This window comes from Arenimonas donghaensis DSM 18148 = HO3-R19 (assembly GCF_000743535.1).
Taxonomy (GTDB): Bacteria; Pseudomonadota; Gammaproteobacteria; order Xanthomonadales; family Xanthomonadaceae; genus Arenimonas; species Arenimonas donghaensis.
The window spans coordinates 1-20,633 of record NZ_AVCJ01000013.1; the positions used below are offsets into that span (position 1 = coordinate 1).

Here is a 20,633-nt window from a genome sequence, read left to right on the forward strand (position 1 = left end):
GGCCGAGCCCGAGGCCGCACCGCTGGCGCCCGGCGCCATCGTCATCCACGAGCGCAAGCCGCGCGCCAAGCCGGCCGCGCCGCCGCCGCCGAGCCCCAAGGCCGCCACGCCCGCGGGCAAGGCCGCGCCCAAGCACAAGGTGCGTGGGTCGCATGCCATGGTCGACAACGAAGGTGACGAAGGCCAGGGCGCGCGTTTCGCGGCCGGCCAGCTGCACCTGTCCGAATCCGAGCGTGCCCGTCGCGGCGCCGCCGGCAACCGCAAGAAGTCGCGTACCCGTGGCGCCGAGCCGGCGCGCACCGGTGGCGGCCAGCACGGTTTCTCCCGCCCGACCGCGCCGATCGTGCGCGAGGTCTTCATCGGCGATTCGATTTCGGTGACCGACCTGGCCCAGAAGCTGGCCATGAAGGGCGGCGAAGTGGTTCGCGCGCTGTTCAAGATGGGCGTGATGGCCACCATCAACCAGGTGCTCGACCACGACACCGCGGTGCTGGTGGTCGAGGAACTGGGACATCGCGCCAGCAAGTCGGCCGAGGACGACGCCGAGACCGCGCTGACCGCGCTGCAGGTGGAAGTGCAGGGCGAGAAGAAGCCGCGTCCGCCGGTGGTCACCATCATGGGCCACGTCGACCACGGCAAGACCTCGCTGCTCGACTACATCCGCCGCACCAAGGTCGCCACCGGCGAAGCCGGCGGCATCACCCAGCACATCGGTGCCTACCACGTCGAAACCGACAAGGGCGTCATCAGCTTCCTGGACACCCCGGGCCACTCGGCGTTCACCTCGATGCGCGCACGCGGCGCCAAGCTCACCGACATCGTCGTGCTGGTGGTCGCCGCCGACGACGGCGTCATGCCGCAGACCGTCGAGGCCGTGCAGCACGCCCGCGCCGCCAACGTGCCGCTGCTGATCGCGGTCAACAAGATCGACAAGCCCGAGGCCAACCCGGACAACGTCAAGCAGGGCCTGGTCAAGCTGGAAGTCGTGCCCGAGGAATGGGGCGGCGACGTCCAGTTCGTCAACGTCTCGGCCAAGACCGGCGAAGGCGTGGACGCGCTGCTCGAAGCGATTTCGCTGCAGGCCGAGGTGATGGAGCTGCAGGCCGTGTACGACTCCCGCGCCACCGGCGTGGTGATCGAATCGGCCCTGGACAAGGGCCGCGGCCCGGTGGCCACGGTGCTGGTGCAGCAGGGCACCCTGAAGAAGGGTGATTTCCTGGTCTGCGGCACGCACTACGGTCGCGTCCGTGCCCTGTTCGACGAAGCCGGCAAGCAGGTGGATTCGGCGCAGCCGTCGATCCCGGTGCAGGTGCTGGGCCTGTCGGGCGTGCCCGACGCCGGCGACGACTTCGTGGTCGTGGCCGACGAGCGCCTGGCCAAGGAAGTGGCCCAGGAGCGCGACGCCAAGCGCCGTGAATCGCGCCTGGTGGCCGCCGCCGGCAGCCGCATGGAAGACATCATGGCCCAGATGGGCCAGGACAAGGACCAGGCCACCCTGAACCTGCTGGTCAAGGCGGACGTGCAGGGCTCGGTCGAGGCCCTGCGCCAGGCCCTGGTGGCGCTGTCGAACGACATGATCAAGATCAACGTGATCAGCTCGGGCGTCGGCGGCATCACCGAGTCCGACGCCACCCTGGCGGCGACCTCGAAGGCCGTGATCATCGGCTTCAACGTCCGCGCAGACGCCAGCGCCCGCAAGGTCATCGAGACCACCGGCCTGGACCTGCGCTACTTCTCGATCATCTACGACGTCATCGACCAGGTGAAGCAGGTCGCGTCCGGCCTGCTGGGCATGGAGATCCGCGAGGAGATCATCGGCATCGCCGAGGTCCGCGACGTCTTCCGCAGCTCGAAGTTCGGCGCCGTCGCCGGTTCGCTGGTGACCGAGGGCGTGGTCAAGAAGAGCAAACCGATCCGCGTGCTGCGCGATTCGGTGGTGGTCTTCGAAGGCGAGCTCGAGTCGCTGCGCCGCTTCAAGGACAACGTCGAAGAGGTCAAGTCCGGCGTCGAGTGCGGCATCGCCGTGAAGGCCTACAACGACGTCAAGCCGGGCGACCAGATCGAGTGCTTCGAACGCATCGAGGTCCAGCGCACCCTCTAAGGGAGGCATGAACCATGGCCACCAAGAGCTTCCATCGTACCGACCGGGTTTCGGCGCAGCTGCGCCGGGACCTGGGCCAGATCGTGCACCAGGCGGTGCGTGAACACGGGCTGCCGTCGGTGTCGGTGTCCGACGTCGAGGTCACCCGCGACCTGGCCCATGCCAAGGTCTTCGTCACCGCGCTGCTGGCCGAACAGGGCCCGGTGGCGGTGGCGGCGCTCAAGGAACTGGCGCCCGAACTGCGCCATCGCCTGGCCCAGGCGGTGCGCATGCGCCACGTGCCCGAGCTGCATTTCCACTACGACGATTCGGTGGACAAGGGCGAGCGCATCGAACAGCTGCTGCGCGACAACCCCGTCCCGCCCGCCGAAGACTGAGGTCCGGCGGATGGGCCGCATGGTGTTCCGGCCGCTGGACGGCCTGCTGCTGCTCGACAAGCCGGCCGGCCTGAGCTCGAACCAGGCGCTGCAGCAGGCGCGGCGCCTGTTCCGGGCCGAGAAGGGTGGCCACACCGGCGCGCTCGACCCCCTGGCCACTGGCCTGCTGCCCCTGTGTTTCGGCGAGGCGACCAAGATCGCCGGCCTGCTGCTGGGCGGTCGCAAGGCCTACGAGGCCGAGGTCGGCCTGGGCCGGACCACCGATACCGACGATGCCGATGGCGAGGTCCTGCGCGACCGGCCGGTGCCGGCCCTGGACCGGGCCCGGGTGGAAGCGGCCCTGGCACCGCTGACCGGCCGGATCCGGCAGCGGCCGCCGATCTTTTCGGCACTCAAGCAAGGTGGCGAGCCGCTTTACGCCAAGGCCCGGCGCGGCGAGGCCATCGAGGTGCCCGAACGCGAGGTCGAGGTTGAATCGATCCGGCTGATCGAGCTCGACGGCGACCGCCTGCGGCTGGCGGTGACCTGCGGCTCGGGCACTTACATCCGCAGCCTGGCCCGCGACCTGGGCGAAGCCCTGGGCTGCGGCGCCCACGTGACGGCGCTGCGCCGGACCTGGGTGGAGCCCTTTCTGGAACCCCGGATGCACACCCTCGAGGCCCTTGAGGCGGTGGCCGCACAAGCCGGCGAGCCCGGGCTGGATGCGCTGCTGCTGCCGGTCGAGGCCGGCCTGGCGGGCTTCGAGCCGGTGTCGCTGGACGCCGACCAGGCCCGGCGCCTGGGGCACGGCCAGCCGGTGCCGGTCGCAGGGGAGGTTGCGACAAACCTGAACCTGCAGGGCCCGGACGGGCGATCCCTGGGCCTGGGCCGCCGGGACGAAGCCGGCCAGGTCTGGCCCCAGCGGCTGTTTCGGTGGGCCAGCGCCTGCTGAGGGGCCTTGGCGGCCAGGCCGGACCCCCGTGCCTTCACGCCTTACGCCTTGTCCGGACAGCCCCAGTCCGTTAAACTTTTGCGGCTTTTTCGCAAAGCAATTCCCCCAACCGGCGGGCCATCGCGGTGCGTCGCCAACGGCGACGTTCCTGCGGGCTGCGCATCACCAAAGAGAAAACCAATGTCCATTGATTCCGCCAAGGTCATCGAAGAATTCAAGCGTGCCCCGAACGACACCGGTTCCCCGGAAGTCCAGGTGGCGCTGCTGTCCGCCCGCATCGACCAGCTGTCCGACCATTTCAAGGCCCACAAGCAGGACCACCACTCCCGCCGCGGCCTGCTCAAGATGGTCAACCAGCGTCGCAGCCTGCTGGGCTACCTCAAGAAGAAAGACGTCGCGCGTTACCAGACGCTGATCGAGCGCTTGGGCCTGCGTCGCTAAAACAGGCAAGTACCACACGGCGCAGAAATGCGCCGTGTGCATTTTCGGGGAACGGAAACGTCCGGGATCGGAAATGCGCCAACCGCGGGGCAGGGTGCCCCCCGGGGATGAATCCAGAGATAAAGGAAGTGATAAACGTGGCGAAAGTAACCAAGACGTTCCAGTACGGGCAGCACCAGGTCACGCTTGAGACGGGCGAAGTCGCCCGCCAGGCCGGCGGCTCGGTCATCGTGAAGATGAACGACACCGTCGTGCTGGTGACCGCGGTCGGCAACAAGAACGCGCGCGAGGGCATGGACTTCTTCCCGCTCACCGTCGACTACATCGAGAAGTTCTACGCCGGTGGCCGCATCCCGGGTGGTTTCTTCAAGCGCGAAGGTCGCCAGACCGAGCGCGAGACCCTGGTTTCCCGCCTGATCGATCGTCCGATCCGCCCGCTGTTCCCGGAACACTTCCGCAATGAAGTGCAGGTCATCGCCACCGTGATGTCCATGAACCCGGAAGTGCACGGCGACATCCCGGCCCTGATCGGCGCGTCCGCCGCGCTGGCCCTGTCGGGCATCCCGTTCGCGGGCCCTATCGGCGCCGCCAAGGTTGGCTACGTCGACGGCAAGTACGTGCTGAACCCGACCATTTCCGAGCTCAAGACCTCGGACCTGGAACTGGTGGTCGCCGGTACCGCCAACGCCGTGCTGATGGTCGAGTCCGAAGCCAAGGAGCTGAGCGAAGAGGTCATGCTGGGCGCCGTCGTGTTCGGCCACGAGCAGATGCAGGTCGCCATCAAGGCGATCAACGAGCTGGTCGCCGAAGTCGGCGTCAAGCACTGGGATTGGAAGGCTCCGGAAAAGCAGCAGGCCCCGATCGACGCCATCAAGGCCGCCATCGGCGACAAGCTGGCCGCCGCTTTCCAGGTGCGCGACAAGCTCGAGCGCAAGGAAGCGATCTCCGCCCTCAAGAAGCAGGTGCTGGAGTCGCTGAAGGACCAGGCCGAGGCCAATGGCTGGAACATGGCCGACCTCGCCAAGGAGTTCTCCGAGTTCGAGTACAGCACCATGCGTGAGTCGGTGCTCAAGACCAAGGTCCGCATCGACGGCCGTGCGCTCGACACCGTGCGCCCGATCTCGGTGCAGACCGGCATCCTGCCGCGCACCCATGGCTCGTCGCTGTTCACCCGCGGTGAAACCCAGGCGATCGTGGTCGCCACCCTCGGCACCGCCCGCGACGGCCAGATCATCGACGCCGTGGAAGGCGAGTCCAAGGACCACTTCCTGTTCCACTACAACTTCCCCCCGTACTCGGTCGGTGAAGCCGGCCGCATGATGGGCCCGAAGCGTCGCGAGATCGGCCACGGCCGCCTTGCCCGTCGCGGCGTCCAGGCCGTGATGCCGTCGATGGAATCGTTCCCGTACACCATTCGCGTGGTGTCCGAGATCACCGAATCCAACGGCTCCTCGTCGATGGCCTCGGTCTGCGGTTCCTCGCTGGCCCTGATGGACGCCGGCGTGCCGATCAAGGCGCCGGTGGCCGGTATCGCCATGGGCCTGGTCAAGGAAGGCGCCGACTACGTCGTGCTGTCGGACATCCTGGGTGACGAAGACCACCTGGGCGACATGGACTTCAAGGTCGCCGGTACCGAAAACGGCGTGTCCGCGCTGCAGATGGACATCAAGATCGACGGCATCACCAAGGAGATCATGGAGACCGCGCTGGCCCAGGCCAAGCAGGGTCGCCTGCACATCCTCGGCGAGATGGCCAAGGCCATCACCGCGCCGCGCTCGGAGCTGTCCGAGTTCGCGCCGCGCCTGCTGACCATCAAGATCCATCCGGACAAGATCCGCGAAGTGATCGGCAAGGGTGGCGCCACCATCCAGGGCATCACCAAGGAAACCGGCACCCAGATCGACATCCAGGACGACGGCACCATCGTCATCGCCTCGGTCAACGCCGCCGCTGCCCAGGCCGCGAAGGAGCGCATCGAGCAGATCACCTCCGACGTCGAGCCGGGCCGCATCTACGAAGGCAAGGTCGCCAAGATCATGGACTTCGGTGCGTTCGTCACCATCGCCCCGGGCAAGGACGGCCTGGTGCACGTGTCGCAGATCTCCAACGAGCGCGTCGAGAAGGTTTCCGACAAGCTCAAGGAAGGCGACATGGTCAAGGTGAAGGTGCTGGAAGTGGACAAGCAGGGCCGCATCCGCCTGTCCATCAAGGCCATCGAAGAAGGCGAGGGCTGAGCCCCGCTAACCGACGTTAGCTGAATGAGAAAGCGGGCTTCGGCCCGCTTTTTCTTTTGCCGACCGCGAATTCTTCGCGTGTCGGCGGTGGCTGCATTCGGTATCTTTGCCGGGAGCCGCTCCTTAGGAAAATGTTGGATGCGAATTGATTCTTGCCGCGGGTACCGCGGCTTGGCCGCGACGCTACTCATCCTTGGCCTCGCCTGCTCCCACGTGGCATTCGCCCAGGTCATCAACGCGTTTTCCGGCGGTGGCGTCGGTGACGGCGCGCCGGTGGCCACGGCCGCCTGGCAGGGAAACAAAATGCTGGGGGACGGCACTGGTGCGATTTTCATTTCCCAGAGCGCGGGCGACCGCATCCGCCGCGTATCCCCGGCCGGAATCGTCTCGACCTGGGCAGGCCCGGTCAATGCCTGGTACCACGGTGCGCATCCGCCGCAGTTTGGAGTGGACCTGTCGTCGCCGAGCCGGCTGAGCACCGACGGTGCCGGCACCATTCACGTCTATGAAAGCGGGCCGCGCCGTATCCGGGAAATCGCAGCCAATGGCAGCGTGCGCCTGCGCGCCGACGCCGCAGCCCTGGGCAACCGCTTCAACGTGCGGGGCCTGGCGAGTGATTCGTCGGGCAATCTTTTCCTCTCGGCCGACAACGCGGTCTGGCGACTCGACCAGGCGGGGGTATTCACTGCGGTGGCCGGTACGGGTACGGCGGGCTATTCAGGTGATGGTGGTCCCGCCACTTCCGCCATGGTGTCCAGCCCCAGCGCCCTGGTCCGCGCCTCCGACGGCACGCTGTACGTGGCTGATTATGGCAATGACCGCGTCCGGCGCATCACCCCGGCCGGCGTCATCTCGACCCTGGCCCAGGTGCCCTCGCCGGAGGAATTGCTGCTGGCACCGAACGGCGACCTGTACGTCGCGGGTCGCGACTACCGTGTCCGCCGCATCACGCCGGCGGGCGTCGTTACCGTGGTCGCTGGCAACGGGGAAAGCACCGGCGGCTACAGCGGCAACGGCGGACCGGCCGTCAATGCAGTGCTTTCCTTCATCCACTCGCTGGCTTTCACTGCTTCCGGCGACCTGCTGATTGCACATGCTCCCGCGGTCATTCGTCGCGTGGACGCTGGCGGAACCATCCATCCCTGGTCGGGTGAGCTGCTTGGCGACGGCCTTGCCCGCTTCGAAACATCGTTCAACCAGCCTACTGCCCTGGCCGTCGATGGCCAGGGCAATATCTTGCTCGCCCACCACAACCGCATCCGCAGGGTGGCACCCGACGGCGTGACCAGCACGGTGGCCGGCCGCAGTGGCGTGGGATCCTCCGGCGACGGCGGCCCGGCGCTGGATGCGCTGTTCCGCACCATCGAGGCCATGGTCGTGGATGCGGCCGGCAACATCTACTTTTCGGAAACCAGCAGCGCCGTCGTCCGGGTCGTGCGAACCAACGGCACGGTCGAGCGGTTTGCCGGCAACGGTTCGTTTTCCGTATCTGGTGACGGCGGACCCGCAGTGGACGCCGGCGTGCCCTGGCCCAAGGGGCTGGCGGTAGACGGGCAGGGCCGGCTTTACATCGCCAGTCGGCGCAGCGTACGTCGCGTCGAGCTCGACGGCAGCATCACCACGTATGCAGGCGGGCTGCAGTCCGGCTTTGCCGGCGATGGTGGGCCGGCCACGCAGGCCTTGTTCTGCTATCCCACCGAGCTGTCATTCGCGGTTGGTGCGCTGTTCATTGCCGACTCTTGCAACAATCGCATCCGCCGCGTCGATGCAGCAGGCATCGTAACGACCGTCGCCGGCAACGGCAGTGGCGGGCGGCCGGGCGAAGGCGGGCTGGCCCTGGAAAGTCCCTTCACGCTGTATGGCGCCATGGCGATTGCCAGGGACGGCAGCATATTTGTGGCCCAGCCTGAGGACCGACGCATCTACAGGATCGATGTCGATGGCGTGGTACGGCTCGCGGCCGGCAATGGCCAGCCGGGCTACGGCGGCGACGGCGGCCATGCGGACCAAGCTGGCTTCAATTATATCGGTCCGATGACCGTGGATTCGTCCGGTGCACTTTTCATCGGTGACCAGGGCATCAACCTGCTGCGCAAGGTGACCGGGTTCACCCAGCAGCCGACGCTGCCGGTGATTTCCATTGCGGATGCCGCCGTACTTGAAGGCGATACCGGCACGTCTATCGCCCGTTTCGTCGTCAGCCTCGATCGTGCGTCGTCGGGTCCGGTTGGCTTCCGTGTGCGTACGCAGTCGGGCACCGCCCTCGTGGGCACCGACCTGATCGCGCCTGATGGCGGCGATCGTGTGATTGGCGTCGGGCAGCTTTCGGTCGAAGTCGAGGTCGAGGTGATTGGCGACACGCTTGAAGAATCGGAAGAGACCTTCCAGCTGGTGCTTGAGTCCGTCACCGGCGCGCAGCTCGGCAGAAGCGCGGCCACGGGCACGATTGCCGACAACGACAACGCCACCGGCGGCCCGCCGGGTGGCCTGGGTGCGCCGCTTGCGCGCGCCGACCGCCGGGTGGTGGCGATCAATGCACCGGCGTTCCTGGTCGAGGTGCTGCACAACGACGACTTCGACCCGGCCAACCTGGGTGCTTCACCGGTGACGGTGGTGGGAAGCGCACAGGGTGGGCAGGCCATGGTCGTGGGTGACGCCGTGCGCTTCACTCCGCAGCCCGGATTCGCAGGCGAAGGGGGTTTCCGCTACCGACTCTGCGACACACAGTCTCGCTGCACCGAGGCGGCGGTGGCGATCGTGCTGCGGCCGATCCCGCGGCGCGACCTTGAGGTCCTGTCCCGTTCGGGTCGCTTCACGCAGCCGCTGCAGAACCTGCCGGCGATGCCCGCCGCCGTGTTCAGGACCACGCAACTGGCGGCAGGAAAGACCTTCGGGATGTCCCCGAGTGTCGACGATGCACCGGCCAGTCCCTGGAACTCGACCGTCGGAAGGACCTACCAGTTTTTCTTCCTGGACCGGGACGATGGCGCACAGGACGTGCCGCACATCGTGCATGTGGACATGCTGCAATCCACGGGCGGCGAAAAGCTCGACCTTTACCTGGGCCTGGACGTCAATGGCGACGGCTGGCCGCAGGAGGACGAGGTGCTCTGCATGGACGCGCAGTCGCCAAGCCCGCGCTGTGACGCGCTGATGCCCGCGCCATTGACGGACATCAGCCGCTATTGGGTGATGGTCCACAATCGCAACCCGGTCCCGGCCCGCGCGGAACTGGTGACCTACGACGTGCCCCTGCTGCCGTCCGATGGCAGCCTGGTCGCCACGGGTCCGGGCAAGGTGCCGGCGAATGAAGCCTTCGACCTGTTGCTGTCCTGGCGTGACCTGAGTTTGCTCGAGGGTGAGCGCCGACTGGGTTATGTCTGGCTGGAGACCTCGCCTGGCGTAGCGGCCGGCGGCTTCCCGGTGCGCCTGCATCGCACTGGCAATGTCGAAGAGCCCGTCCTGCTGACGCCGGGGCTGCCCACCACGGTGCGTCTGGCGCCGGGACGCAGCCATCGCCGCATCTTCCTGGACGTGCCGGTGGGCAGCACCCGCCTGGAGGTCGATGCCAGCGCGCCGAATAACCAGTTCACCATGCAGCTGGTGCACGCAGGCGCCGACAACGATGCCGCCGACACCTCGGTGCCGGAATCGCCACAAGCGGGCACCGCGCTCGCACGTCCCAAGCGTGGTCCGGCCGTTCAGGCCGTGCCGCAGCCGGGTCGCTGGTACGTGGTGGCAAACAATGCGGGTGTGGCGCCGGGTGAGATGACGTTCACCGCCAACGTTGAAGGGGCCGCGCCGAAGGTGCGTCCGGGCAGCTACTTCAACAGCGCACGACCCGGCCATGGATTGTTCCTGTATCCGGCTGGCGACCAGTGGGCGGGCCTGTGGTACGCCTATGCCAACGACGGTGGGCCGACCTGGTATTACCTCCAGGGCCTGGCCCCCGGTGCCAACGGCGTCTGGACCGGCGAGCTCTACCGCGCTGCCTGGAACGGCAGTTCCAACAGACTGGTGGACGTGGGCGTGGTCACGGTGGCGCCGACTGGCCCGGATGCCTTCACTTTCAGCTACACCCTCGATGGCTTGTCGGGCAGCGAGCCGATGGCATCGCTCGGCCGCGGCTGCCCGACGTCTGCCGGACTGCCGCAGGACCTCAGCTCGCATTGGTTCGACCCGACGCGCGCCGGTACCGGTTTCAGTGTGCAGATGTGGCAGGACTACGAGTACTTCGCAGCCTTCATCTACGACGCCCGCGGCGTACCACGTTTCCTGGCGGCCGAGCGCAGCGGTTTTGGTGGTGCCGAATCGACGCTGGCGCTGCAGCAGCTGCGCGGCAGCTGCCCGACCTGTACGTTCACGCCGAGCCAACGCAGCAACGTGGGTACGCTGCTGCGCCGGGTGTCTGGTGGCAGCCTCGACGTCATCGAGCTGGATCTGGAGTTCACCCATGGCGTGCCTGGCCTGTGGAGCAGCATCGACAACCTTGAATTGCTGGGCGGCACGGGCACCACGCAGGGCTGCGTGCCTTGACCGCGGAGACTTAATGGCGGGAACCGGAGCACGTGAGCTCGCGCAAGTCGTTCGTGAACCTGGCCTGCGGCCAGGGTCACGAACGAACAGCGAACTGACCTGAATTCCTCAATTTCCCCGTAACTACGCCCGTTGCAATGGTCGACAACCACCACCCGGAGTTATTGCTTTGATGGATATTTCGCCCCGCCCTCTGTGGCTGCTTGCACAGGCCCTGGTTGCTTTCGCGCTGGCAGTGTTGTCCGCCGCAGCGGGTGCATCCGAGACCATCAACACCTATGCGGGTACAGGCGCTGCCGGTCCGATCGGACCGGAAGTTCCGAGGCTTGAGGCCAACTTCGAGGGACCGACCGCCGTCGACACCCTGCACCGGGGGGCCATGGTTGCCGATGGGGCGCGCATCCGGGCAGTAAACACGCAGACAGTCCGTACGTTTGCCGGAACGGGCACCCCAGGATTTGCAGGAGACGGCGGACCCGTCGCGGACGCCGTCATCGGCGTGCCCGGGGGCATCGCAAAGTTGCCGGCGGCCGAGGAAAGGGTTCTGACCTTTTTTACCGACCCGGCGACGCATCGGCTCCGGATGGTGGACGACCAGGGCATCATGCGTACCCTCGCGGGCAATGGCTCGGCGGGTGATACCGGCGATGGCGGAGCGGCCGCGGCTGCAACGCTCGACGCCCCGACGGCGCTGGTTTCGAACTATCCGGGTTACCCGCGTTCGCTTTTCCTGAGCACCGGCAACCGGGTCCGGCTGGTCCGCCTGGATCCGATTTCGGCGGCACCGCCTGCCGGTGTCATCCTGGCGTTCGCCGGCACCGGTGAAGCGGGCTTTTCCGGCGACGGTGGCCCGGCGGCCAGTGCTCGCCTGAACTCGCCAGGCGCCCTGGCGGCGGCTCCCGACGGCAGCGTCTACATCGCCGATAACGGAAACTTCCGGATACGCCGGGTGGACCCGCAGGGAATCATCACCACGGTGGCGGGCACCGGCGTGGAAGGCGATGCCGGCTTGGGCGGTCCCGCTACGCAGGCCCAGTTGAGTGTCGTCACGGCCCTGGCGCTTGACCAGCAGGGTCGTCTCTACATCGCACAGGCGCAGCACCACCGTATCCTGCGCATCGGCGGCGACGGCCAGCTCGAGTCGTTCATCGGCACCGGAACGGCAGGATTCTCGGGCGATGGCGGCCCCGTGGGTGCCGCCCAGCTCAACCAACCCTCGGGCCTGGGCGTGGACGTCGACAACCGGCTCTGGATCGCGGACAAAGGCAACCGCCGCATCCGGATCACCAGCCCCCTGATCGCTGACGGCGCGACGGTGCCCGAAGCGCCGGGCAAACCCCGGGCGTCTTCAGCGAATACCGCGATCAGGGTCGAAGTCGAGCCGCCGGCCGACGGCGGCATGCCCATCCTCGAATACATCTATGAAGCGACGCCGGCCGACGTTCCACCGCAGGCCAGTGCCTACCCTCGGCTGACCGTTTCCGGACTCGAAAACGGCCGCACGTATACCTTCACCGTGCGCGCACGTAATGCCGTTGGCCTGGGCCCGCGCTCCCCGGCTTCGAACCAGGCCGTCCCCCTGCTTTCGATGCCCGAGCTGTCGGCGCCGGACGTCCAGGTGTGGGAAGGCAACAGCGGCGGGTCCGTGGCGCAGATGCGCTTCCTCCTCGACAGCCCTGCCGTGATTCCCGTGGAATTCTCGGTGCGCAGCAATGGTGGCAGTGCGACGCCGGGCGTCGACTACGCGCCCATCCCGCTCACGCCCCTGCGCATCGAGGTCGGTCAGACCGAAGTGAGCCTGCCGGTGACGGTTTTTGGTGACACCGCGGTGGAACAGGACGAAACCATCGAGTTCGACTGGGACTTCGGCATCAGTGGCGCCTATAGGGAAACACCGCGCCAGCGTCGCTGGACGCTGGTCGTGCGTGACGACGACATCGCCACGCCGGTCGAGATCGCAGTGCGCAACGACCGCCTCGTGCTCAGGGAGAACAGTCCGGCAACGGCCGTGCCTGTGCTGGAGAACGATGAGTTCGACCTGGCGCGCCTGGCCGGAGGAAGCCTGGTCGTGGCTGCACCGCCCGTAAAGGGTTCGGCCACCGTCGACAACGGCGGAACGCCGGGTAGTGCAGGGGATGACGTGCTGCGTTACCAGCCGCATCCCGACACCGCAGGTGAAGACCAGTTCTCCTACCGTGTCTGTCTTTCCGGCGGTGTTTGCAGGGAGGCCACGGTAACCGTGATGATCCGGCCGCACCTGGACCACGAACTCTATTTCGTAGGCAATGCTGGCTTCAAAGACCTTGAGTTGATCGGCCTGCGCGCCATGCCGTCAGCCACGTATTCGACGACGGCGCTGGTCGGGCCGGTCTTCATCCAGGACGCCCTGTCCGTGGATCCGAGCAGCGAGACCCCCTGGGACGGCGGCGAAAGCCGTCGCGTGCACCTGCGCACCTTGCCGGAGAGCGACACACCCGACGCGCGTGAATGGAAAGTACTGGTGGAATCCGGCGACGCCGGCGAAGGCACCGCCGTCGACCTGTACCTGGGGCTGGACGAAAACGGGGATGGCCAGGCTTCGCCGGATGAACTGCGCTGCACGTCAGCGACGGACGCGAATGTCGAACGCTGCGAGCTCGCGCTCAGCCAGTCGCCAGGCGAGCGGCCTGCCTACTGGGTGATGGTGCACAACCGCGGCGTTTCAACGGCATCCACGCGCACCGACATATTTGAAGTTCCGATGTCCGGGTCCATTGGCAAGCTGGTCGCGACCGGCCCGGGCCGCGCGGACGCGGGCGAAGCCTCGACCCTTCGCGTGGCCTGGCACGACGGTACCCTGCTGGCGGGCGGATACCGGGTTGGCTACGTGGCACTGTCGGCAGCCGACGGCCAGCCAATGGGCAGCTTCCCGATCCGCATCCACGACTACGACCTCCCTGTCGAAGCCGTCGTGCTGCGCAGCGGCGAGCCCTACACCCTGGCGCTACGCCCTGGGCAAAGGCATGAATCGATCATCATCGACGTGCCCCTGGGCGCCACCCGGATGACGGTGCAATCGGCAAGTACCCAGAACGTCGACCTGTACCTGGCGCCGGCCCCCGGCAGCGGCGGTGGCCCCGACTCCCTGGTGGCGCCCGTGGCCAATGCCGCCACCCACAGCGCGACCGGGCCGACCGGCAACGAAGTAATTGAAGTCAGCGGTGCTGCGTTGACACCCGGCAGGTGGTACCTGATCCCGCGCAACGCCGCCGCGGCGCCCGCGAGGATTGAACTCACTGCCGTGGTCGAAGGGAATGTGCCGGCGGTCAGGCCGGGCAGCTACTTCAATGCCGATCGTTCGGGCCATGGCCTGTTCCTGTATCCGGCAGGGAACCAATGGGCCGGCCTTTGGTACACCTATCTCGAGGACGGCGTTGGTACCTGGTATTACCTGCAGGCGCCCGCGCCGGGCATCGAAGGCCTTTGGACCAGCGCGATCTATCGCGCGTCCTGGAACGGGATGCGTAATGTGCTCACCCAGATCGGTCACGCCACGGTGACGCCCACCGGATCGGACGGTTTTCTCTTCAGCTATACGCTAGACGGCAAGACCGGTTCGGAACCAATGGCGCCGCTGGGGCGGGGCTGTCCGACACTGGGCGGGTTGCCGGTAGACGCAAGCTCACACTGGTTCAACCCGGACAGCGCGGGCACGGGCTATAGCGTCCAGTTCTTCGAGAATTACGAGTTCCATGCGGCGTTCATCTACGACGAACGCGGACAGCCGCGTTTCGTCACGGCCGAGCGCAACGCCTTTGGGGGCGCCAACGCCAACCTGGTGGCGCAGCAGCTCACGGGTTTCTGCCCGACCTGTCCGCGCCTGGCGCCACCCGAGCGGTTTGACGTCGGCGTGCTCGGCCGCACGATCAGCCAGGGCAAGCTCGATCGCATCTCGCTGGATCTGCTGTTCGAGGCGGGTGTCGATGGCGCCTGGAGCATCGACGAGCCGGTGCAGCTGCTCGGCGGCCCCGGTACCACGCAAGGTTGTGCGCCCTGACGGGTGACGGCAGGATAGGCCGATGAAACGTCATTTCTCGATGATCCGCGATTTCCACCTGGCCGACTGGTTCACCCTGGCCAATGCCTTCTGCGGCACGGGCGCGATCTTCGCCGCCATGCGCTTCCTGCAGGACGGGCGGGTGGGCGACCTGCTGTGGGGCATGGCGCTGGTGCCGCTGGCTTTCGTGTTCGATGCACTCGACGGCTGGGTGGCGCGCCAGCGCCACGGCGCGTCGCTGCTGGGGCGTGAACTGGACTCGCTGTCGGACGTCATTTCCTTCGGCGTGGCGCCGGCGGCGCTGGCCTATGCCTGCGGCATGCAGGGCGGCTGGGACTGGCTGGTGCTGTCGTACTTCGTCGGCTGCGGCGTCAGCCGGCTGGCGCGTTTCAACGTCACGGTCGAAGAACTCTCCGAGGGCGCCGCCAAGGTGCGGTTCTTCGAGGGCACGCCCATCCCGACCTCCGTGGTGCTGGTCGGTCTGCTGGCCGTCGCGGCCTGGCAGGGCGCCATCGGCGAGAGCCTGTGGTTCGGCCAGCTCGACCTGGGCTGGCAGCTGCATCCGCTGGTGCTGCTGTTCGCCGTCTCGGGTTCGCTGATGATCAGCAAGACGATTCGGATTCCCAAGCCCTGAGCCAAACCATCCCTGTTATTTGATCAACTGGATCGCGATCAGCGGCGTCAGGTTGAAGACGATGATCAACAGCTTGTAGGCGGCCATGGCGCCGTAGTGCACGGCATCGAACACCTCGTCGGAAAGCGTGAACCAGCGCCGGTGCAGCCGGCGCACCGGTGCCCGGAACCAGACCAGGGCCGCCAGCCAAACCAGCAAGATGCCGTAATTGATCGCGAGCGACCACAGCAACAGTTCGGTGATGGGATCGTTTTTCATGGCGCTTCCCTCGGTTCGAATTGTGACAAGCTTAATTGGTGCCGGGTGGATGTGCTCGATTCCGCCGTTCGCCAAGCCCATGATCGCCAACGTTTCTTGTCTGGAAAGGCCGTGTTTCCAGGCTTTTCGCGTTTCATCCCTGGGTTGCTGCTTCGTCATTGTGGTGCTCTCGCGCGGGGCGTAGCTTGGCCCGCAACGGGGCATTCCGTCCCCGCAGGGAGGGAGAACCATGGATAAGCGCATCATCGCGGCCAGCCTCGCACTGGCGATGGCCGGCCAGGCCGAGGCGGCTTGCACCGCCGCCCAGAAGGCCGAACTCGAAGCACTGGATCGCAGCTGGTCCGAAGCGGCCCGCAAAGGCGACAAGAAGGCGCTCGACGCCATCTACAGCGACCACTTCCACGACCTTGCCCCGGGACGGCCACAGGACAAGAAGTCGGCGATCGCGTCGGTTACCGCAGGCGCGGGCGGGGGCGATCCGATCGTGCAGGACTTCTACAACATCCACTGTCACGGCGACACCGCAGTGATCACCCATCGCGTCGGCGGCACCTGGGAAGACGGCGACCAGTCGGGGAACTGGTACGCCCGCAGCATCCACCATCTCGTGCGCGAAGGCGGCAAGTGGCGGGTACTCGCCAATGCCGGACACCCGTTGGACGATGCCGGTGTCGTCACCTACCTGGACCTGGAATGGAACATCGCCGACATGGCGGGCGACAAGTCCTGGTACGAGCGCAACCTGGCTGCGGACTACGTGGGCGTCAGCAGTCGCAATGGCGAACTGCAGGACAAGAAGTCCGCCGTCGCGGAGATCGGCAAGTACAAGGTGAGCCAGGCCGACAGCACGGACGTGGACGTCCAGGTCAATGACGACACCGCCCGCGTCACCGGCATTTACCACTACGCCGGGACGGACGACAAAGGCCAGGCGTTCAAGCGCAGCATCCGCTACATCGACACCTGGGTCCGGCGTGATGGGCGCTGGCAGGTGTGGAGCTCGCAGGGGACCCAGATCGCGGATTGACCGTCCCGGGTTTGATCCTGGTTTTACCTTGCCCCGGCATCCTGCTTCTCGACCGCCAACCGGGCGGCAGGATGTCGGAGCAGACTCATGTGGAAATGGATACGTTGGACGGCCGGCATCATCGCCGGCCTGGTGGTGGTGCTGGGGATTTCCGGCTGGGCGTACGTCCAGAGCCTGGACCTGGACGCCGAGCCGCGAGGCAACCGCGACGCTACCGCGGCGGACCTGGCCTTCGTCCGCGATGCCGGCCCCGCGCAGCGCGGGCGCGTGCTTGCCGTGCTCAGCAGCACGGCGCGATTCGACCAGGACCGGCGCAAGGGCGGCTACGAGCTTACCGAAATCTCGCGCGCGTATTGGGTGTTCCAGGCCAATGGTTATGAGGTGGACCTTGCCAGCCCCGCCGGTGGCAGGCCGCCACAAACCCTGGACGATGGGCTGGTCGACGCCGATTACGCGTTCCTCAACGACCCCGCCGTCGAAGCCAAGCTGGCCGATACGATCCCGCTGGCTCGCGTGGATTCGTCCCGTTACGACGCCGTCTACTTCGTCGGCGGCAAGGGCGCGATGTTCGATTTTCCCGGCAACCCGGACATCGCGCGCATCGTTCGCGACATCGCGCCCAGGGGCGTGATCGGTGCGGTCTGCCATGGCCCCGCGGCGCTGCTGGACATCGAGCTGCCGGACGGGCGCCCCTTGCTGAGCGGCAAGCGGGTCACCGGGTTCAGCAATGCCGAGGAACTCTTCCTGATCGAACAGGCGCGCAACGTCTTTCCCTTCATGCTGCAGGATGCACTGGCGGGGCAGGCGGGTGCCTTCGTGGAGGGGCCAATGTACCTGGACAACACCGTGGTCGATGGCAACCTGGTCACCGGCCAGAATCCCTGGTCCACCTGGTCGGTCGCCGAGGCCATGGTGCGGGCCCTGGGCCACGAACCGGTGGCCCGCGAGGCCACGACCGAAGAGGTCAGCGTCGACCTGCTTGCGACCTACCACGCCCAGGGCCTGGCGCCGGCCCTTGCCCGCAAGCGGCAAGGACCGCGGGCCGGCAAGCACATGCTGCTGATGCACGCACTGGTGTCGGCGATGCAGTGGCGCCTGCGCGAGGCCTGGGAGATACAGCATCTGGCCAGGAACTAGGCGATTATTGGCCTATCGACGGAGGAGGCAGGCAAGGTGAGGGCGGGGCAGATCAAGGTGCTGTTGGTCGAGGACGACCTGGACGTGGCCGCCGGCATCGGCGACTACCTGGAAGCCAACGGGCTCGAGGTGGACTTCGCCGCCAACGCGTCCGAAGCACGGGCGCAGGTGGCCCGCTCGCCTTTCGACCTGCTGGTGCTGGACGTGAACCTGCCGGGGCAGGACGGGGTTTCCCTGTGCCGCGAACTCAAGCGCGACCACGGCCTGGCCACGCCGGCCATCTTCCTGACCGCCCGGGGCGGTCTCCAGGACAAGCTCGACGGATTTGCCGCCGGCGCGGTGGACTACATGGTCAAGCCATTCGCGCCGGCGGAGCTGCTCGTGCGCATCCGCGCGATCTGCGCCCACGTCTCCGGCCCGTCCGGCGTGATGCTGGATGTCGACGGTTTCCGGCTCGATGTCCATGGCGGCTTGCTCAGTCGTGGTGATCGCCAGCTCCAGCTGCATTCGACCGGCCTGGCCATCCTGCAACGGCTGATGCAGGCGCATCCACGCACGGTGGGCAAGCAGGTGCTTTGCCAGGGCCTGTGGGGCGACCAGACGCCTGAAAGCGATCCCTTGCGGGCACATATCTACCAGCTGCGCCAGGCGATGCTCGACTGTTTCGGCGAGGCGCCACTGACCACCGTGCGGGGTATCGGTTACCGTTTCGGGTCCGGGTCATGAGCGCAAAGCGCAGCCTCGGCCAGGTGCTGGCACGACAATGGATCGCGTTCGCCCTGGTGCTGGCGACGTGTTTCGCGGCGATGGGCCTGGTGCTGCTCTACATCCTGGAAGATGGCTTCATCGACGACAGGCTCGCCGGCGTCGCGGCGGGCATCGTCCGACTCGACGCGGCGCGGTTGCCCGAGCGCTTCGAAGCGTTTTCGCCGCAGCAGGCCCCTGCCGGGCTGGCGCGGGACATGCGGGGATCCCGGCCAGGAAGCATCCGCGAGTTCCGGCTGGACGACGGCCGCTACGTGCACGTCCTGGCGGGTCGCAGTCCCGCCGGGGACGATTATTTTCTGGTCTACGACGTCAGCGACCAGTTGCGGGTGAACCAGGCGCTGGCCGCGGCCTGGCCCTGGCTGTTGGCGATGGCGGCGGCCCTGGTGCTGATTTCATGGCTGCTGTCGCGCGCGCTGGTGGTGCGGATCGCGCGCCGCGCCCGCGGACTGATCGCGCAGATAGGCGCAAGCACGGACCCGGACGCGCTCAAGGCCTTTGCCGCCCGGGAGGAAATCGCCGAATTCAGCCAGATGGCACGCTGGGCGGCCGACTCCTGGAGTGCACGTCTGCAGGCGCTTGCCCTGGAGCGCGAGACCCTGGGTTTCCTGGGGCATGAGCTGCGCACGCCGCTTCAGTCCGCGCGCACCAGCCTGGCCTTGCTGCAGGACGATCCCGGCAACCAGGGCGCCTGGACCCGGTTGCAGCGTGCCCAGGACCGACTGCTTCGGGCCAGCCAGAGCGTGCTTTGGCTGGCCAGTGATGCCGAGCCACCGGCAGATGCCCGTTGTGGCGTGCGCAAGGTGCTCGACGGCCTGGTGGAGGAGTTCGCTCCGCTTGCACAGGGGCGCGGCCAGACGCTGGAACTGGCCTGCGCAGGCGATCTTCATTGGGCATTGCCCGGCGAGGTTGCCGAGACCGTGGTGGCCAACGGCCTGCTCAATGCCATCCAGCACGGCGGGGCTGGCCGCATCAGCTTGCAAGCCAATCCCACTGGCCTGGTGATCGAAAACCCACGGCCCGCCGAGGCATCCACGTCGGGCTTCGGCCTGGGGCTTTCGCTGTCGGCGCGTTTGCTAGCGCGTTTCGGCTGGACGCTGGAACGCACAGAGCCCGATGGCCGGGTTCGGCTCCACGTGCAGTCACCCCCGATCGGGCGGGGGCCTGAGTGTGCGACCGCTGGATGACCGGCTCCCGCGGCTGAAGCCGCGGGAGCCTTTGGCTATGCGGGCGATTGCCCGGTGGCAGGGCTACGAACGCGAGGGAAAGACACCGTTCGTGCAGATGAAGTACGTCAGCCCGTTGGGCGCGGCATCGCGCAGGTCGGGCAGGCCAAACGTGGTGCGACCATCGCCGCCGTGGGTGGTGCCCAGCAGCGCGAACAAGGCCGAATTCGACGAGATCGCCAGCAGTTGGCCCTCGGCTTTTACGCCGGAGGCGACAGAACCGGCGGTAAGCATCACCTCGCCCAGGACGCAGTCGTATTCGCGACCGCTGGCGGCCCAGTGGGTGTTCACACCAAAGCGCAGGTCAGGCGTGATCGGTCCGGCGGGGCCCTGCGGACCCTGTGGACCCTGTGGACCCGCGGGACCGGTGGCTCCGGCGGGGCCGGTGGCACCGTCGGCGCCCGCCGGGCCGGACGGACCCATCGGACCGATCGGTCCCATCGGGCCGGGCGTACCCGGGATGCCGGCCGGGCCAGGAACGCCCATCGGTCCCATCGGGCCCATGGCACCCATCGGACCGGGAACACCCATCGGACCCATCGGGCCAGGTGCGCCCATCGGACCCGTCGCACCGGTCGCGCCGGTTGCACCCACCGGCCCCTGCGGGCCGACCGCGCCAGCCGGGCCCTGGGGCCCCTGTGAACCCCAGGAAACGAGCGAGGTTCCCCAGCGGCAATTGACGAAGCTGCCCTTCTTGATGCTCAGCACGAGCAGACTGTCCGAATCCTGTGCGCAGGCATAGAACGTATCCGGATCCGGCGGATTGGCCGGCGGCGGCGGCGGGAACCACTGAGCGGAGGCGGTGGCAGGCAACATTAGGGCCGCAGCGGCGAACAGTCCCGCCAGGCGGCGCGACGAAGATGCATTAACAATCATTTGATTCCCCTGATTCTTGACGGATGCAGCACTTCCCTATTACGCAATAAGGCG

The 20,633-nt window shown here is 67.1% G+C and carries 14 protein-coding genes; 12 read left to right on the top strand and 2 right to left on the bottom strand.

Features of this window, described 5'->3' with window-relative positions; translation table 11 throughout:
* From infB to N788_RS07965, 8 genes are all read left to right on the top strand, one after another.
* Positions 1 to 2,101 (top strand): translation initiation factor IF-2 (infB, locus tag N788_RS07930; protein WP_051924490.1); only part of this gene is annotated, 2,101 nt, incomplete at its 5' end.
* A gap of 14 nt (positions 2,102 to 2,115) precedes the next feature.
* Positions 2,116 to 2,478 carry a 30S ribosome-binding factor RbfA gene (gene rbfA, locus N788_RS07935; RefSeq protein WP_034223460.1) on the top strand — a complete coding sequence of 121 codons (363 nt, stop codon included), beginning with the start codon at positions 2,116 to 2,118 and terminating at the stop codon, positions 2,476 to 2,478.
* A gap of 10 nt (positions 2,479 to 2,488) precedes the next feature.
* Positions 2,489 to 3,409, top strand: coding sequence for a tRNA pseudouridine(55) synthase TruB (gene truB, locus N788_RS07940; RefSeq protein ID WP_034223462.1), 921 nt, complete (start codon positions 2,489 to 2,491; stop codon positions 3,407 to 3,409).
* Between the two features lie 180 nt (positions 3,410 to 3,589).
* A complete protein-coding gene (rpsO, locus tag N788_RS07945; RefSeq protein ID WP_034223465.1) occupies positions 3,590 to 3,850 on the top strand; it encodes a 30S ribosomal protein S15 in 261 nt (86 codons plus the stop codon).
* Positions 3,851 to 3,987: 137 nt separating this feature from the next.
* The gene (pnp, locus tag N788_RS07950) at positions 3,988 to 6,084 is read left to right on the top strand and encodes a polyribonucleotide nucleotidyltransferase (RefSeq protein ID WP_034223550.1); all 2,097 of its coding nucleotides are present in this window, start codon (positions 3,988 to 3,990) and stop codon (positions 6,082 to 6,084) included.
* A gap of 78 nt (positions 6,085 to 6,162) precedes the next feature.
* Positions 6,163 to 10,620, top strand: a complete 4,458-nt coding sequence (locus N788_RS14850; RefSeq protein ID WP_160171920.1) for an Ig-like domain-containing protein — start codon at positions 6,163 to 6,165, stop codon at positions 10,618 to 10,620.
* Between the two features lie 172 nt (positions 10,621 to 10,792).
* Positions 10,793 to 14,656: an NHL domain-containing protein gene (locus N788_RS13930; RefSeq protein WP_084695960.1), complete on the top strand. Its 3,864-nt coding sequence runs from the start codon at positions 10,793 to 10,795 to the stop codon at positions 14,654 to 14,656.
* A gap of 22 nt (positions 14,657 to 14,678) precedes the next feature.
* Positions 14,679 to 15,290, top strand: coding sequence for a CDP-alcohol phosphatidyltransferase family protein (locus tag N788_RS07965; RefSeq protein ID WP_034223470.1), 612 nt, complete (start codon positions 14,679 to 14,681; stop codon positions 15,288 to 15,290).
* Positions 15,291 to 15,305: 15 nt separating this feature from the next.
* On the opposite strand, the gene N788_RS07970 is transcribed toward N788_RS07965, so the two are convergent.
* The gene (locus tag N788_RS07970) at positions 15,306 to 15,548 is read right to left on the bottom strand and encodes a DUF6868 family protein (protein ID WP_034223473.1); all 243 of its coding nucleotides are present in this window, start codon (positions 15,546 to 15,548) and stop codon (positions 15,306 to 15,308) included.
* Positions 15,549 to 15,777: 229 nt separating this feature from the next.
* Between N788_RS07970 and N788_RS07975 the strand changes: the two genes are divergently transcribed.
* From N788_RS07975 to N788_RS07990, 4 genes are all read left to right on the top strand, one after another.
* Entirely contained in the window at positions 15,778 to 16,575 is a 798-nt protein-coding gene (locus tag N788_RS07975; RefSeq protein WP_034223476.1) for a nuclear transport factor 2 family protein, read from the top strand.
* An 87-nt stretch (positions 16,576 to 16,662) separates the two neighbouring features.
* Positions 16,663 to 17,712, top strand: coding sequence for a type 1 glutamine amidotransferase domain-containing protein (locus N788_RS07980; RefSeq protein ID WP_034223480.1), 1,050 nt, complete (start codon positions 16,663 to 16,665; stop codon positions 17,710 to 17,712).
* Between the two features lie 36 nt (positions 17,713 to 17,748).
* Positions 17,749 to 18,438 (top strand): response regulator transcription factor, encoded by a 690-nt coding sequence (locus N788_RS07985; protein WP_084695961.1) that lies wholly within the window; start codon positions 17,749 to 17,751, stop codon positions 18,436 to 18,438.
* On the top strand, positions 18,435 to 19,664 hold the full coding sequence (locus N788_RS07990) for a sensor histidine kinase (RefSeq protein ID WP_034223483.1): 1,230 nt from the start codon (positions 18,435 to 18,437) through the stop codon (positions 19,662 to 19,664). The genes N788_RS07985 and N788_RS07990 overlap by 4 nt, the downstream gene beginning before the upstream one ends.
* Before the next feature lie 63 nt (positions 19,665 to 19,727).
* Here N788_RS07990 and N788_RS15135 read toward each other — a convergent pair whose 3' ends face one another.
* Complete coding sequence (locus tag N788_RS15135; RefSeq protein ID WP_152560431.1) at positions 19,728 to 20,519, bottom strand: tail fiber protein; 792 nt, start codon at positions 20,517 to 20,519, stop codon at positions 19,728 to 19,730.
* Between the last annotated feature and the right edge of the window lie 114 nt (positions 20,520 to 20,633).

Bases quoted from the DNA above. Each gene is read 5' to 3' on its own strand.
- rbfA (WP_034223460.1), top strand. From the start codon at position 2,116: ATGGCCACCAAGAGCTTCCATCGTACCGACCGGGTTTCGGCGCAGCTG.
- truB (WP_034223462.1), top strand. From the start codon at position 2,489: ATGGGCCGCATGGTGTTCCGGCCGCTGGACGGCCTGCTGCTGCTCGAC.
- rpsO (WP_034223465.1), top strand. From the start codon at position 3,590: ATGTCCATTGATTCCGCCAAGGTCATCGAAGAATTCAAGCGTGCCCCG.
- N788_RS13930 (WP_084695960.1), top strand. From the start codon at position 10,793: ATGGATATTTCGCCCCGCCCTCTGTGGCTGCTTGCACAGGCCCTGGTT.
- N788_RS07965 (WP_034223470.1), top strand. From the start codon at position 14,679: ATGAAACGTCATTTCTCGATGATCCGCGATTTCCACCTGGCCGACTGG.
- N788_RS07970 (WP_034223473.1), bottom strand. From the start codon at position 15,548: ATGAAAAACGATCCCATCACCGAACTGTTGCTGTGGTCGCTCGCGATC.
- N788_RS07975 (WP_034223476.1), top strand. From the start codon at position 15,778: ATGGATAAGCGCATCATCGCGGCCAGCCTCGCACTGGCGATGGCCGGC.
- N788_RS07980 (WP_034223480.1), top strand. From the start codon at position 16,663: ATGTGGAAATGGATACGTTGGACGGCCGGCATCATCGCCGGCCTGGTG.
- N788_RS07990 (WP_034223483.1), top strand. From the start codon at position 18,435: ATGAGCGCAAAGCGCAGCCTCGGCCAGGTGCTGGCACGACAATGGATC.
- N788_RS15135 (WP_152560431.1), bottom strand. From the start codon at position 20,519: ATGTTGCCTGCCACCGCCTCCGCTCAGTGGTTCCCGCCGCCGCCGCCG.